The organism is Lentzea sp. NPDC059081, assembly GCF_042738015.1.
Lineage (GTDB): Bacteria > Actinomycetota > Actinomycetes > Mycobacteriales > Pseudonocardiaceae > Lentzea.
Genome location: NZ_JBHYGW010000017.1, coordinates 69617 through 83309 on the forward strand (window position 1 = coordinate 69617; position 13693 = coordinate 83309).

Consider the following 13693-nt stretch of genomic DNA (forward strand, 5'->3'; position numbering starts at 1 on the left):
GTCATCCCTTCACTGCACCGGCGGTGACACCGGCGACCATCTTGCGCTGCACGATCAGGAAGAACACCAGTGCCGGCACGGTGAACAGGACCGACGCCGCCATCGCGCCACCCCAGTCGGTGCCGAACGCGGTCTGGAACCCGGACAGCCACACGGGCAGCGTCTCGCTGTCCTGGCTGCGGATCAGCACCTTGGCGAACAGGAACTCGTTCCACGCCGTGATGAACGCGAACACCGACGTCGCCACGAGACCGGGGCCGAGCAGCGGCAGGGTGACCTTCTGGAACGCGCCCCAGCGGCCGCAGCCGTCGACCATCGCGGCCTCCTCGAGCTCGAGGGGGATGCCGTTGACGAACCCGCGCAACGTCCACGCGCAGAACGGCAGCGTCACCGCGAAGTACACGAGGATCAGCGACGAGAGGTGCTCGTACAGCTGGAGGTCCCGCATCATCAGGAACATCGGGATCAGCAACGCCTCGAACGGCGCCATCTGGGCCACCAGCATCAGCAGCACGAAGCCCTTGCGGCCGCGGAAGCGGAAGCGCGACATGGCCACCGCGGCGGTGATGCCGACGATGATCGCGGCGAGCACCGCCGTCAGCGTCACGAGGAGGCTGTTGCCCAGCGACGACAGGAAGCCCGGCTTCGACCACGCCGTGGCGAAGTTCGAGAGCGTCACCGAGAACGGGACCAGGTCGTAGTCCGACGTGATCGTCGTGCCCTTGGGCTTCAACGCCGACGTGATCATCCAGTACGTCGGGAAGAGGAAGAACAACGCGAGTGCGAGACCAACGACGTTGGCCGCCGACTTCTTGAGCATCAGATCTTCCCCTCCTCGGTCTGCAGGAGCTTGCGCAGGTACTGGAACGTGATCAGGCCGAGGATGACCATCATCAGCACGGAGATCGCGGCCGCGACGCCGAAGTGGCTCTTCGCGATGCCTTCCAGGTACTGCAGCACCGGCAGCGTCGTGCTCTCACCGCTGGGACCGCCCTCGCGGAACACCCAGATCTGGGCGAAGACCTTGAAGTCCCACAGCGTCGACAGGAACGTCACCATCATCAGCAGCGACTTGATCTCCGGCCACGTCACCGCGCGGAACGTCTGCCAGCCCGTCGCACCGTCGATGCCCGCCGCCTCGTAGAGGTCGCGGGGGATGCCGACGAGGCCTGCGTAGAGCGAGAAGGCGAGGAAGGGGATCGCCTGCCACACGATCAGCAGGCCGACGACGGAGAGCGTCGAGGTGCCGGAGGAGAACCATGAGTAGCCGGCGAAGGAGTCGAAGCCCAGCTGCACCAGCGTCTTGTTCAAGATGCCGTAGTTCTGGTCGAACATCCACTGGTACACCGTGGTGGACGCCAGGATCGGCATCGCCCACGCGCACAGCATCGCGATCTGCAACGCGATCCGCACCCACGGCGTGAGCACGCGCATCAGCAGCGCGATCCCGAGGCCGATGCCCACCGAGGCGCCGACGACGGCGACGGTGAACACGACGGTCCGCAGGGAGACGGTCCAGAAGCGCTCGTCCTGCAGGACGGTCGCGTAGTTGTCGAAGCCGGTCCACACGACCTCGCCGCGCACCAGCTCGCCGAGGTTCAGCTGGCGGAAGCTCGTCACGAAGACGGAGACGACCGGCCAGCCGATCAGCCAGAGGATCGCGATGAGGGCGGGCGCCAGCAGCAGGTAGGGCAGCATCCTGTCGAAGGCGCTGCCCCGGCGGCGCCTGGGAGCGCCACCCGTCTTGGCAGGCGGCAGCGCCGGAGGGATGTTCCCCGCCGGCGCTGCCGTTTCGGTCGTTTTGACGGCCGTCATATCAGCTTGGCTAGGCCATGGCCTTGGTGACGGCGTCGCTCGCGTCCTTCGTCGCCTGGTCCAGCGTCTTCGCGCCGGTCAGGTACGCGGTGAGCGCGTCCTTCAGCGGGTTCTGGCCCGCCTCGACGGCCGCCCACTTCGGCGTCACCGGGGTGACCTTGCCGTTGGGGGACGAGTCCGCCATGGCCTTGCCGATCGCGTTGCTGGCGAGCTTGGCCGTGTCCTTCGAGGTACCGGGGACGGCACCACCCTCGGCGAGCTGGTCCTGGTACTTCTTGGACGACAGCAGCGCCAGGTACTTCTTGGCGGCGTCCGCGTTCTTGGTGGAGGCCGGGATCGCGAGGTTCGAGCCACCCAGGAAGACGGGCGCGGCGGAGCCGGCCTTCTTCGACGGGATCGGGAACGCCGAGGTCTTGTCCTTCAGCTCCGGCTTGGCCTTGACGGCACCGGCGAGCTCCCACGGGAGACCGACCATCATGCCGACGTTGCCCGTGCCGAAGACCTCCATCTGCTGGGGCTTCGCCTCGTCGATGTCAGCGGGCACCTTCTTGGCGGCCGACGCGTCGTAGAGCGCCTTGTAGGCCTCGAAGCCCGCCTTCGCCTGCGGGGTGTCGAGCGTGCCGGTCCACTTGCCGCCGTCCTGCTTGGCGATGTCGCCGCCCTCGTCCCAGATCAGCGAGAGCAGGAAGTACCAGGACTGACCCGGCAGGTACAGGGCCTGGAAGTCCGGGTTGGACGCGTTCGCGGCCTTGAGCTTGTTGATCGCGTCGAGCCACTCGGCGCGGGAGGTCGGCGGCTGCGCGACGCCCGCGGCCTGCAGCAGGTCGGTGCGGTAGATGACCGTGCGGTTCGCGGCGTAGAACGGAACGCCGTACTGCTTGCCGTTGAGCGTCAGCGAGTCCTTGAGGCCGCCCAGCCACTCGCCGCCGTTGAACTGCCCGTTGTCCGCCGTGAGGTCGGCGAGGGTGCCCTGGTCCGCGAAGCTCGCGGTCTGGGTGTTGCCGAGCTCGATCACGTCCGGGGGCGTGCTGCTGGCCAGTGCCGTGGTCAGCTTCTCCTGGATGCCGGTCCACTTCTGGACCTCGTACTTGACCTTGATGCCGTTCGCGCTCTCGAACTCCTTGTTCAAGGCGTCGGTCAGGGTCGTCGGCGCGGAGCCGTCCATGAGCCACACGGTGATCTCTTTGGTCTCCGTGCTGCTACCGCTGTTCGTGCTCGTGCCACATCCGGACACGGCCACTGCCAGTGCGGCGGCACCAGCAGCGAGTCCTTTCCAGCCCTTCACAGTCGCGCCCTTTCACCAAGCCCGGCCCTCGCCGGAACGTCCAAGTGGTGTAGACCAATGCGGAACAGCGTGTGCTGCGTCACCGGTCCTGTCAAGCGCGTTGCCAAAGCGTTGCGGAGTCCTCGGACCTTTTTTGTGTCGATTGGCGGGGGTTCGCACGCGCGAACCGGCGTGGACAAGGCATCCTTGTGTGGCGTGATGTGGAGTGCGAGGAGGAGGCCATGCTGGAGACGACGCCTGCATCGGGCGTGGACGCCAGGACGCGTGCGCAACGCGAACCCAAGTACTGGGGTCTCAAGCGGCACCTGCTCGACCTGCTGAGGGCGCTGCCACCGGGGTCGCCGATCCCCACGGAACGGTCGCTCGCGGCGGAGTTCGACGTCTCCAGGACGACCGTCCGCCAGGCGCTCGCCGAGCTGACGGTCGAAGGCCGGCTGCTCCGGGTGCAGGGCAAGGGCACCTTCGCGGCCGAACCCAAGGTCGCCCAGAGGTTGCAGCTGTCTTCGTACACAGAGGACATGCGCGCCCAGGGCCGCGTGCCGTCGTCCAAGCTCATCGAGGCCTCGGAGATGCCGGCGGAGGCGGAGCTCGCCCGCTACCTGGGCGTGCGTCCCGGTGCGAAGGTGCTGCGCCTGCACCGCCTGCGCCTCGCCGACAACGAGCCGATGGCGATCGAGACGACCCACCTCGCGCTCGGCCGGTTCCGCGGTCTGCGCCGGTACCTGGCGCCCGGCGCCTCGCTGTACCAGGTGTTGTCCGAGCGGTTCGGCGTCGAGATGGGCCACGCGGAGGAGACCATCGAGACCGCGCTCGCCTCGCCGGAGGAGGCGGAGCTGCTCGGCGCCGACATCGGCCTGCCGATGCTGCTGCTCTCGCGGCACTCGTTCGACACCGAGGGCAACCCGATCGAGTGGGTGCGCTCGGTCTACCGAGGTGACCGCTACAAGTTCGTGGCCACGCTGAACAGGCCGTCTTGATCGCCTGGGGGACACCGCGCGCCCGCGCGGTGCTCGCCACCACGATCCTCGGCTCCGGCATGGCCATGCTCGACGGCACGATCGTCAACGTGGCCCTGCCCAGGATCGGGGCGGAGTTCAGCGCGTCGGTCACCGACCTGCAGTGGATCCTCAACGGGTACCTGCTGGCCCTGGCCTCGCTGATCCTGATCGCGGGGTCGCTCGGCGACCGGTTCGGCCGGCGGCGGGTCTACGTGGCCGGCGTGATCTGGTTCGGTCTGGCCTCGCTGCTGTGCGGTGCCGCGTGGAACGTTCCGGTGCTGGTGGCCGCCCGTGTGCTGCAAGGCATCGGCGCGGCGCTGCTCACACCGGGTGCGTTGGCGATCCTGCAGTCGTCGTTCAACCGCGAGGACCGGTCTCGCGCGATCGGTGCCTGGTCCGGGTTGTCCGGCGTGGCTACGGCGATCGGGCCGCTGGTCGGCGGTCTGCTCGTGCAGGCCTGGTCGTGGCGGCTCGCGTTCCTGGTGAACCTGCCGGTCGCGGCGGCGTGCGTGTTCCTCGCGCTGCGGTTCGTACCGGAGTCGAAGGACGACCAGGCCGGACACCCCAACTACGCGTCCGCGCTGGTGGGAGCGTTGGGGCTCGCGCTGCTGACGGGCGGGCTCGTCGAGCAGTCGTACGTGGTGGCGGCGGCCGGTGCGGTCGCGATGATCGCGTTCGGGCTGGTGCAGCGGCGCTCCGCCGATCCGCTCGTGCCACCCGAGCTCTTCGGGAACCGGACGTTCCTGCTGTCCAACGTCCTGACGTTCCTGGTGTACGCGGCTCTGGGCGGCGTGATGGTGCTGCTCGTGCTGCAGCTGCAGATCTCGCTTGGGTACTCGCCGACCGCGTCGGGCCTGGCCAGCGTGCCCTTGACGATCGTGATGCTGCTGGCGTCCTCGACCTCGGGCAAGCTCGCCCAGCGCTACGGCCCGCGCGTGCAGCTGATCGCCGGTCCGGTGCTGATCGGCTTGGGCATGTTGTTGCTGCGCAACGCCGTTCCCGGCAGCTCGTACCTCACCGGCGTGCTGCCCGGCATCCTGGTGTTCGCCGTGGGGCTGGCCGCCGTGGTCGCCCCGGTGACCGCGACCGTGCTGGCTTCGGCGCCCGACCACCACGCGGGGGTCGCGTCGGGCGTGAACAACGCCGTGGCCCGCACCGGAAGTCTGCTGGCCACGGCCGTGCTGCCCGCCGCCGTGGGCCTGGTGGGCGACGACTACGCGAACCCGTCGGTCATGACCGCGGGCTGGCAGATGGCCCTCGTGCTGTGCGCCGCGGCGGCGATCGTCGGTGGCCTGCTGGCGTTCGGCGTGGACAACCGCGTGCTGGCGGCGGCGCCGGAACAGGACGAGGCGCCGCACCCCGGCGAGTGCCTGCACTGCGGCGTGGAGGGACCTCCGACGCACATCAGGTCAGGCGAGAAGGCGCACCAGTAGCTCGGGCTCGACGTTGCCGCCGCTCACCACGGCGACGCCGGTCCCCAGCTTGGCCTGCGCCGCGACCGCGACGGCCCCGCTCGGTTCGGCGATCAGCCGGGCCCGGCGGGCCAGCGCGGTGACGGCCGCGAAGATCTCGTCTTCCGACACCGTGACGACGTCGTGCACGTGCTTGGCGATGTGGGACCAGGTCAGGTCCGACGGTTCGTCCCGCAGCGCGTCAGCGGCCGTCTGAGCGCGTTTCAGAGGGTCCCAGCGCACCAGTTCGCCCGTTTTGAGTGATTCCGCGATGTCGGCGGCCAGTTCGGGTTCCGCGCCGATCACGCGGACCTCGGGGCGCAGCGACTTGATCGCCGTGGCGACGCCGGAGATCAGGCCGCCGCCCGACATCGGCACCACGACGGTGTCGACGTCCGGCAGGTCCTCGAGGATCTCCAGGCCGATCGTGCCCTGGCCGGCGATCACGTCGGGGTGGTCGAACGGCGGGATCAGGGTCGCGTCCCGTTCGCTGACCAGCGCTTCCGCGCGTTCGACGCGTTCGGTGATGCCGACGATGAAGACCTCGGCACCCAGCGCCCTCGTGGCCTCGACCTTGACCGCCGGGGTGTTGTCCGGCATCACGATCGCGGCGGGAACGCCGTGCAGCCGGGCCGCGAACGCCACGGCCTGGGCGTGGTTGCCGCTGGAGTACGCGACCACGCCGTTCGTGCGGTTCTCCAGCCGTGCCAACGCGTTCAGAGCGCCGCGGAGCTTGAACGCGCCGATCGGCTGGAGGTTCTCGGGCTTGATCCATCCAGGACCGAACGGCAGCAGCGGCGTGCGCACCACGTGGGGCGCGATCACCGCCGCCGCCGACCGGACTTCTGACAACGTGATCATCCGAGGATCGACGCCAGCAGAGACGGCTCGATGTTGCCGCCGGAGACCACCGCGACGGTCGGACCGCTCAGCAGATCGCGGTTCAGGTAGGCCGCGACGGGCACGGCACCGCTCGGCTCGGCCACGACCCGCGTGCGGCGGGCGATCTGCTTCACGGCGTCGTGGATCTCGTCCTCGGTGACGGTGACGAAGTCGTCGACGTACTTCCGGATGTGCGCCCAGGTCAGCTCAGAGGGCTCGGCGCGCAGGCCATCGGCGGACGTGCGGGCGCGGTCGTGGGCGTCCCAGCGGACCAGCTCGCCGGCGGCGAACGACGCGGCGGCGTCGCCGGCCAGCTCCGGCTCCACGCCGATCACGCGGACGTTCGGGCGCAGCGCCTTGATCGCCGTCGCGACGCCGGAGATCAGCCCGCCGCCGCTCACCGGCACCAGAACCGTTGCCACGTCGGGGAAGTCCTCGGCGATCTCCAGGCCGACGGTGCCCTGGCCCGCGATGACGTCGAAGTGGTCGAAGGGCGGGATCAGCGTCGCCCCGCGCTCCTCGACGAGCTCGGCGGCGCGCGACTCGCGTTCGGTGATGCCGACGACGAACACCTCGGCGCCGTGCGCCCGCGTCGCGTCGATCTTGAGCTGCGGTGTGTTCTCCGGCACCACGATCGCCGCGGGGATGCCCAGGGTCTTGGCGGCGTAGGCGACCGCTTGCGCGTGGTTACCGCTCGAGTACGCCACGACACCGCGGGCGCGGTCCTCGGAAGGGATGCGCTGCAACGCGTTCACGGCGCCGCGCTGCTTGAAGGCGCCGATCGGCTGGAGGTTCTCCGGCTTGATCATCAGGCCGGAGTCGAACGCCAGCAACGGGGTGCGGACGACATGCGGGGCGATCGCGGCGGCAGCCGCTTGGACGTCTTCGAGAGTCACCAGGCGCATGGGTCGATGATGCCCGTCACCAGGCCACAACCGCTGAACTGTGCCCAACGTCCTACGTATGTCATGTCTGAGAAGGAGAAGATCACCCCCGTCAAGCTCGTCGCGAGTGTGCTCGCCGCCGTCACCGCGGCCGTGCTGAGCCTTCGCCTGAACCTCGTCGGCACCATCGTCGGTGCCGTCCTCGCCAGCGTGGTGACCACGCTCGGCGCCGTGTTCTACCAACGGTCGATGGAACGCGAGAAGCGTTGGCAGATCATCGTTGTCGGCGGTCTGCTCGTCTTCGTGGTGACCGTCCTCGCCGCGACGAGCGTCCAGCTGGTGAGCGGCAGACCCGTCACCGCCGACCCGAGTGGACCGACGCCGACCACGCACACCGAGACCGAGACCCGCACCGAGACGACCAGGATCGAGACGGTGACCGTGACGGTCCCGCCGGGCACGTCCGGTCAGTCGCCCGCCGAAAGCACCACGCCGCCCTCGTCCTCGACGGTGTCCTCACAGCCGAGCGACAGCTCGACGCCGTCGTCGACGCCCGAACCCATTCGGTGATCACTTCACTACGTTGAGCGATAGTTAACTGTCAATTGCTACGCAACGGAGTTGATCTGTCGTGAGCTGTGACACACTTCGACCACGAACGGGGCTGAGCGTCATAGCCGGAAGTTCGGAAACGTCACTCGAACGGGCGAACCTTTAGCCCCAAAAGAGACAGAGGGAGGGCGCGATGAGGCTCGTGGAAGCACCACTTGAGCGCGGCGCCCTCGATGTGAAGTCACTCCGGACGGGATTGGGAGGGGTGGGGCGACCCCTGCCGCCGCCCCACCACCCGTCCCCCTAGAGCCCCCGAGAGAGGTCCCTGCAACCGATCTCTCGGGTTCCCCTGCACCCGAAAGTGAGGGAGACGTCTGATGAACCGCACGAGTGCGGCCCGTGTTACCGGTGCCGTGTTGCTCGCCACCGGAGTCGTGACTGCTCTCAGCGTACCGGCGTTTGGCGCCCCTGCTGCACCAGTCGCCCCAACCGGTTCCGACACGGAGAGCTACCCGGCCGAATTGCTCCAAGCGATGCAACGCGATTTGGGCCTGAACGCTGACCAGGCACGCGTCCGGTTGGCGTCCGACCAGAAAGCGGGCGAAGCCGCGGAGCAGGCGAAGGCCTCTCTGGGCGACGCGTTCGGCGGAGCGTGGATCGACCAGGCGAGCGGCAGACTGACCGTCGCCGTGACCAAGCCGGGACTCTCCGTCACCGGCGCCGACACGAAGGTCGTGTCGAACTCGTTGACCCGGCTCAACGGGACGAAGTCGGTCCTCGACCTCATGAGCGCCCCCGCGGCCATCACGAGCTGGCGGGTCGACGAGAAGTCGAACTCGGTCGTGGTCGAGGTGAACAAGAACACCCGCGACGCCGCGGCGGACCAGTTCATCGCCACCGCGAAGTCCGTCGGGTCGGCCGTGACGGTCGAAGAGGTCACCGAGAACCCGCGGACGCTGTACGACCTGCGCGGCGGTGACGCCATCTACATGGGCGGCGGGCGCTGCTCGCTCGGCTTCTCCGTGTCCGGCGGTTTCGTGACGGCGGGCCACTGCGGCACCACCGGCACGGCCGTCCAGGGCTACAACCGGGTCTCCGCCGGCTCGTTCGCGGGCTCGACGTTCCCCGGCAACGACTACTCCTGGGTGCGCACCAACTCGAACTGGACCCCGCGCCCGTGGGTCAACCGCTACAACGGCTCGAACGTGACGATCACGGGTTCCAGCGAGGCGGCCGTCGGCGCGGCGATCTGCCGGTCCGGCTCCACCACGGGCTGGCGCTGCGGCACCGTCCAGGCCAAGAACCAGTCGGTGAGCTACTCCCAGGGCACGGTGCGCGGTCTGACCCGCACGAACGCCTGCGCGGAGCCCGGTGACTCCGGTGGTTCGTGGGTCGCGGGCTCGAACTACAGCCAGGCCCAGGGCGTGACGTCCGGTGGTTCCGGCAACTGCACCTCCGGCGGCACGACCTACTTCCAGCCGGTCAACCCGATCCTGTCGCGCTACGGCCTGACCCTGACGCGCGGGTAGCGGTTCCTTCTCCGAGAAGCGCCGCGGCACTCCGGTGTCGCGGCGCTTCCTCAGTTCACGAGGACGATCTTGCCGTGGGCGTGGCCGGTCTCGCTCAGCCTGTGCGCCTCCGGGCCCCCGGCGAGCGGGAAGACACCGGCGAGCGGCACGGTGAAGAGGCCCTTCTCGGCCAGTGCAGCCGCGTCGGCGAGGCCGTGCAGGGCCTGGCGGAACGTGCCGGGGTCCGCCATGAAGGACGTGCGGACGCCTTCCGGAGGTGCCATGTCGGCGATCGTCAGCACCCGGTCCGGCGCGCCCGCGATCGTCACCAGGTCCGCGATGGTGCCGGCGCAGTGCAGCACCGCGTCCACCTCGCCCACCCGTTCCGTCAGGCCCTCTCCGTAGACGACCGGGGTGGCGCCGAGGCTCGCCACGAAGTCCTGGGTCGCCGGGCCGGCGGTGCCGATCACCCTCACGCCCCGCGCGACGGCCAGCTGGACCGCGAGCGTGCCGACACCGCCCGCCGCTCCGGCGATGAGCAACGTCGTCCCGTCGTTGAGGCCGAGCAGGTCCAACGCCCTCGTGGCGGTCTCGGTGTTCGCCGCGGCGCCGCCGGCCTGTTCCCAGCTCAGGGCGGCCGGCTTGGGTGCCCACGCGGCCAGCACGGCGTGGTCGGCGTTGGCGCCGCCGAGCTTCCCCAGGTCCACGATGCCGAAGACCTCGTCGCCTTTCCGGACGTCGGTCACGCCTTCGCCGATCTCGTCGACGACACCCGCCGCGTCCACGCCCGGCACGTGCGGGAGGGGAACGCGCCGCCCGAGCCGTCCTGAGCGCAGCGCGGTGTCGGCCGGGGTCACGCCCGACGTGCGCACGGCGATCCGGATCTGGTTCCTGCCCGCGTGCGGTTCCGGGGCGTCGGCGACCTTCAGCAGGTCGGCGGGGCCGTGGTCGAGGTACTGGAGGGCTCGCATGGCGGCGAAGTTAGTGGAACAGGGCGTCCGCTTAGTCCAAACTGAGACGGTGACGGCGGAGATGACTCACAACCTGCGTTCGGACGCCCGCGACAACCGCGACCGGATCCTGGAGACGGCACGGGAGACCTTCGCCGCGGACGGACTCGACGTGTCGATGAGAGAGATCGCGCGTCGTGCCGGAGTGGGTCCGGCGACTCTCTACCGGCGGTTCCCCACCAAGGAGGCGTTGGTGGTGGAGGTGTTCTCGGAGCAGATGCACGCCTGCTCGGCGGCGGTCGCGGCGGGACTCGCGCACCCCGACCCGTGGGAGGGGTTCCGCCGGACCGTCGAGGAGGTCTGCGTCGTCCACGTGCTGAACCGGGGGTTCGCGGCGGCGTTCACGAGCGCGTTCCCCAGGGCGATCGACTTCGCGACCGTGCGCGCCACGGCGTTCCGTCAGCTCGCGGAACTCGTGCGGCGGGCTCGGGAGACCGGCCGGCTGCGGGCGGACTTCACCGTGGACGACCTGGTGTTGCTGCTCATGGCGAGCAGCGGCGTGCGTCTGTCGACGACGGCCGCCGCCCGCCGGTTCGCCACCCTGTTCCTCGAAGGCGTGGCTAGCTGAACTGCACGGACCGCTTCGACAGGCCGTACCAGAAGCCGTCGACGCTGGTCTGCGCCTTCTCGTCGCTCGCGGCACCCAGCGCCACGAACAGCGGGGCGAAGTGCTCGGTCCGCGGGTGCGCGATGCCGGCCGCGGGGGCCTTCTGCTGGAAGTCGAGCAACGCGTCGACGTCGCCGTTCGCCAGCTGCTGGTGGGCCCAGTCGTCGAACTCCCTAGACCACGACGGCGGCTCGTAGTCCGGTCCGGCGGGGAAGTTCACGCAGCTCAGGTTGTGGGTCATGAAACCGCTGCCGACGATCAGGACGTTCTTGTCCCGCAACGGCGCGAGCTTGCGGCCGACCTCGTGCAGCTTGCGCGGGTCGAGCGTGGGCAGCGACATCTGCAGCACCGGCACGTCCTCGTTCGGGAACATCTCCTTCAGCGGCACGTAGGCGCCGTGGTCGAGACCGCGCCCCTCGTCCTGCTCGACGTGGCCGCCGAGGAGCTTGCGCACGTCCTCGGCCAGCCCCGGTGCGCCCGGCGCCGCGTAGGTGACCTGGTAGTAGCGCTGCGGGAAGCCCCAGAAGTCGTAGACCAGCGGCACGGTCGTGGTCGCGCCGATGGTGGTCGGCGCCTCCTCCCAGTGCGCGGAGACCATGAGGACGGCCTCCGGGCGCGGCAGGGTGGCGGACCAGTCCTTGAGCTCTCTGGTCCACGTCTCGTCATCGGCCAGCGGGGGTGCCCCGTGGCTCAGGTACAGCACTGGTGCGCTCACGTCGTCGAGCGTACGCCGATTAGTTCAAGTTTCAACTATCAAGTTCGAGTTTGAACGACTCGGCGGCGGTGCGCGGGTCCTCGGCGTCGGTGATGGCGCGGACGACGACCACTCGGGTGGCGCCGGCTTCCTTGACCTCGCGGAGGTTCTTCAGGTCGATGCCGCCGATCGCGAACCACGGGCGTGTGGACTTCGTGGCTCGGACGAGGTCGAGTCCAGGTGCGGGACGGCCGGGCTTCGTCGGGGTCGGCCAGCACGGGCCCGTGCAGAAGTAGTCGACGCCGGGTTCGTCGGCCGCCGCGCGCATCTGGTCGACGTCGTGCGTGGAGCGGCCGATCGCCATCTCGTCGCCGATGATCCCGCGGGCGAGCGGGACGGGGAGGTCGTCCTGGCCGAGATGCAGCACGTCGGCTCCCACGGCGTGGGCGATGTCGGCGCGGTCGTTGACGGCGAGCAGCTTCGCGTGGCGTTCGGTGGCCTCGGCGAGGACCTCGATCGCCTCGATCTCCTGCTTCGCCTCGAGTGACTTGTCCCGCAGCTGGATGACGTCGACGCCGCCCGCGAGGACCGCGTCCGCGAACTCGGCCAGGTCGGGCCGGTTCGGGGTGCAGAGGTAGAGCGTCGCGTCGGCGAGTCGTTGCCTGATCAGGTTTCCGTCGAGTCCTGGCACGCACGCACGTTAACCGTTATGTTGAAGTCGGTCCGCACGGGAGCCTGGAGAACACCGGGCTGAGAGGGAGCGTGGTTCGCTCCGACCGTCGAACCTGATCCGGGTCATGCCGGCGCAGGGAGCGTGAATGCCTTGAGCAGTGTGGAAGTGGCCGTCGTCGGTGGCGGTGTCATCGGTCTGTCCGTCGCTTGGTTCGCGGCGCGGGCCGGGTTCTCGGTGTCCGTCAGCGATCTCGGGTCGCCGCACGCCGGGTCGCGGGTCGCCGGTGGGATGCTCGCTCCTGTCGCCGAGGCGTGGCACGGCGAGGAAACCGTTACGTCGCAAGGGGTCGAGGCCCTGGCTCTGTGGCCGGAGTTCGCGGCCGACCTCGGGGTCGAGCTGTTCGACCAGGGGACGATCACGATCGGGACGTCGCCCGGTGACCTCGCCGACCTGCGTAGGATCGTCGGATTGTTCAACAATTCGGAGGTAGAATTGTTGAACAATCGAGCGATCCGACAACTCGAACCCTCGCTCGGGCCGGCGGTGCGCGGCGGGATGCTCGTGCGGGGTGATCTCGCTGTCGACAACCGCGAGCTGCTTTTCGCTCTGCGCAAGGCTTGTGTCGACGCGGGTGTGACGTTCGACTCCACTGTGGACGGACGGGTCGTGGTGATCGCCGCGGGGGCGTGGAGCGGGTCGCTGCACCCGGCGCTGCGGGACGTGGTCCGGCCGGTGAAGGGCGAGATCCTGCGGCTGTCGTGGCGGCCGGGCGCGTTGCCGCCGCCGACGAGGACGATCCGCGGGTCGGTGTCCGGGCGGTCCGTGTACCTGGTGCCGCGCAAGGACGGTCTGGTCGTCGGCGCCACCCAGTACGAGGCGGGGTTCGACACCGACGTGTCGGTCGCGGGCGTGCGGGATCTGTTGCGGGACGCGGAAACCGTGCTGCCGGGCATCGCCGAGTACGCGCTGACCGAAGCCGCCGTGGGGTTCCGCGCGGGCAGTCCCGACAACGTGCCCGTCGTGCGCTGGCTCGAACCCGGCGTCATCGCGGCGACCGGCCACCACCGCAACGGACTGCTGCTGGCACCGCACACCGCTCGTCACGTCGTCGGGCTGCTGCAGGGAGGAAGCTCGTGAAAGCACAGGTCAACGGCACCGCGCGCGACTTGGCCGACGGCACGTCGGTGGCCGCGGTGGTGTCGCTCGTGGGCGCTCCCGAGAAGGGCGTGGCCGTCGCGCTCGACGGTGCCGTGGTGCCGAGGGCGTTGTGGGAGAAGACGATCGTGCCGGACGGCGGCGTGGTCGAGGTGCTGACCGCGGTCCAGGGAGGCTGA

15 protein-coding genes and 1 riboswitch are annotated in these 13693 nt (G+C 69.5%); of the genes, 7 read left to right on the top strand and 8 right to left on the bottom strand.

The window, feature by feature from the left end; translation table 11 throughout:
• Position 1: 1 nt before the first annotated feature.
• From ACFWV3_RS30600 to ACFWV3_RS30610, 3 genes are read right to left on the bottom strand one after another with little or no spacing between them, the layout of a single operon-like run.
• Complete coding sequence (locus ACFWV3_RS30600; protein ID WP_382416226.1) at positions 2–820, bottom strand: carbohydrate ABC transporter permease; 819 nt, start codon at positions 818–820, stop codon at positions 2–4.
• Positions 820–1815, bottom strand: coding sequence for a carbohydrate ABC transporter permease (locus tag ACFWV3_RS30605; protein WP_382416228.1), 996 nt, complete (start codon positions 1813–1815; stop codon positions 820–822). The genes ACFWV3_RS30600 and ACFWV3_RS30605 overlap by 1 nt, the downstream gene beginning before the upstream one ends.
• A gap of 10 nt (positions 1816–1825) precedes the next feature.
• Complete coding sequence (locus tag ACFWV3_RS30610; protein WP_382416230.1) at positions 1826–3100, bottom strand: extracellular solute-binding protein; 1275 nt, start codon at positions 3098–3100, stop codon at positions 1826–1828.
• 221 nt (positions 3101–3321) lie between these two features.
• Here ACFWV3_RS30610 and ACFWV3_RS30615 point away from each other — a divergent pair, with 221 nt between their 5' ends.
• Together ACFWV3_RS30615 and ACFWV3_RS30620 are read left to right on the top strand one after the other, a co-directional pair.
• Positions 3322–4077, top strand: a complete 756-nt coding sequence (locus ACFWV3_RS30615) for a GntR family transcriptional regulator (protein ID WP_030480591.1) — start codon at positions 3322–3324, stop codon at positions 4075–4077.
• On the top strand, positions 4074–5531 hold the full coding sequence (locus ACFWV3_RS30620; RefSeq protein WP_382416233.1) for an MFS transporter: 1458 nt from the start codon (positions 4074–4076) through the stop codon (positions 5529–5531). The genes ACFWV3_RS30615 and ACFWV3_RS30620 overlap by 4 nt, the downstream gene beginning before the upstream one ends.
• Here ACFWV3_RS30620 and ACFWV3_RS30625 read toward each other — a convergent pair.
• Both ACFWV3_RS30625 and ACFWV3_RS30630 read right to left on the bottom strand, forming a co-directional pair.
• Positions 5508–6410: a threonine/serine dehydratase gene (locus ACFWV3_RS30625; RefSeq protein ID WP_382416235.1), complete on the bottom strand. Its 903-nt coding sequence runs from the start codon at positions 6408–6410 to the stop codon at positions 5508–5510. The two genes, ACFWV3_RS30620 and ACFWV3_RS30625, sit on opposite strands and share 24 nt — an antisense overlap.
• Positions 6407–7336: a threonine/serine dehydratase gene (locus ACFWV3_RS30630; RefSeq protein ID WP_382416237.1), complete on the bottom strand. Its 930-nt coding sequence runs from the start codon at positions 7334–7336 to the stop codon at positions 6407–6409. The genes ACFWV3_RS30625 and ACFWV3_RS30630 overlap by 4 nt, the downstream gene beginning before the upstream one ends.
• A gap of 63 nt (positions 7337–7399) precedes the next feature.
• On the opposite strand from ACFWV3_RS30630, the gene ACFWV3_RS30635 reads away from it, so the two are divergent.
• Positions 7400–7885 (top strand): hypothetical protein, encoded by a 486-nt coding sequence (locus ACFWV3_RS30635; RefSeq protein WP_382416239.1) that lies wholly within the window; start codon positions 7400–7402, stop codon positions 7883–7885.
• Positions 7886–8400: 515 nt separating this feature from the next.
• Positions 8401–9396, top strand: coding sequence for a S1 family peptidase (locus ACFWV3_RS30640; RefSeq protein ID WP_382416241.1), 996 nt, complete (start codon positions 8401–8403; stop codon positions 9394–9396).
• Positions 9397–9446: 50 nt separating this feature from the next.
• On the opposite strand, the gene ACFWV3_RS30645 is transcribed toward ACFWV3_RS30640, so the two are convergent.
• On the bottom strand, positions 9447–10346 hold the full coding sequence (locus ACFWV3_RS30645; RefSeq protein WP_382416243.1) for an NADP-dependent oxidoreductase: 900 nt from the start codon (positions 10344–10346) through the stop codon (positions 9447–9449).
• A 61-nt stretch (positions 10347–10407) separates the two neighbouring features.
• Here ACFWV3_RS30645 and ACFWV3_RS30650 point away from each other — a divergent pair, with 61 nt between their 5' ends.
• Positions 10408–10953 carry a TetR/AcrR family transcriptional regulator gene (locus ACFWV3_RS30650; protein ID WP_382416245.1) on the top strand — a complete coding sequence of 182 codons (546 nt, stop codon included), beginning with the start codon at positions 10408–10410 and terminating at the stop codon, positions 10951–10953.
• On the opposite strand, the gene ACFWV3_RS30655 is transcribed toward ACFWV3_RS30650, so the two are convergent.
• Positions 10946–11707, bottom strand: a complete 762-nt coding sequence (locus tag ACFWV3_RS30655; RefSeq protein WP_382416247.1) for a dioxygenase — start codon at positions 11705–11707, stop codon at positions 10946–10948. The genes ACFWV3_RS30650 and ACFWV3_RS30655 overlap by 8 nt on opposite strands.
• Positions 11708–11738: 31 nt before the next feature.
• Positions 11739–12377 (bottom strand): thiamine phosphate synthase, encoded by a 639-nt coding sequence (thiE, locus tag ACFWV3_RS30660; protein ID WP_382416249.1) that lies wholly within the window; start codon positions 12375–12377, stop codon positions 11739–11741.
• A 26-nt stretch (positions 12378–12403) separates the two neighbouring features.
• Positions 12404–12515, top strand: a riboswitch (TPP riboswitch).
• Positions 12516–12518: 3 nt separating this feature from the next.
• Between thiE and thiO the strand changes: the two genes are divergently transcribed.
• Together thiO and thiS are read left to right on the top strand one after the other, a co-directional pair.
• Positions 12519–13496, top strand: a complete 978-nt coding sequence (thiO, locus tag ACFWV3_RS30665; RefSeq protein ID WP_382416422.1) for a glycine oxidase ThiO — start codon at positions 12519–12521, stop codon at positions 13494–13496.
• Positions 13493–13693 carry a sulfur carrier protein ThiS gene (thiS, locus tag ACFWV3_RS30670; RefSeq protein ID WP_382416251.1) on the top strand — a complete coding sequence of 67 codons (201 nt, stop codon included), beginning with the start codon at positions 13493–13495 and terminating at the stop codon, positions 13691–13693. Before thiO ends, thiS begins: the two co-directional genes overlap by 4 nt.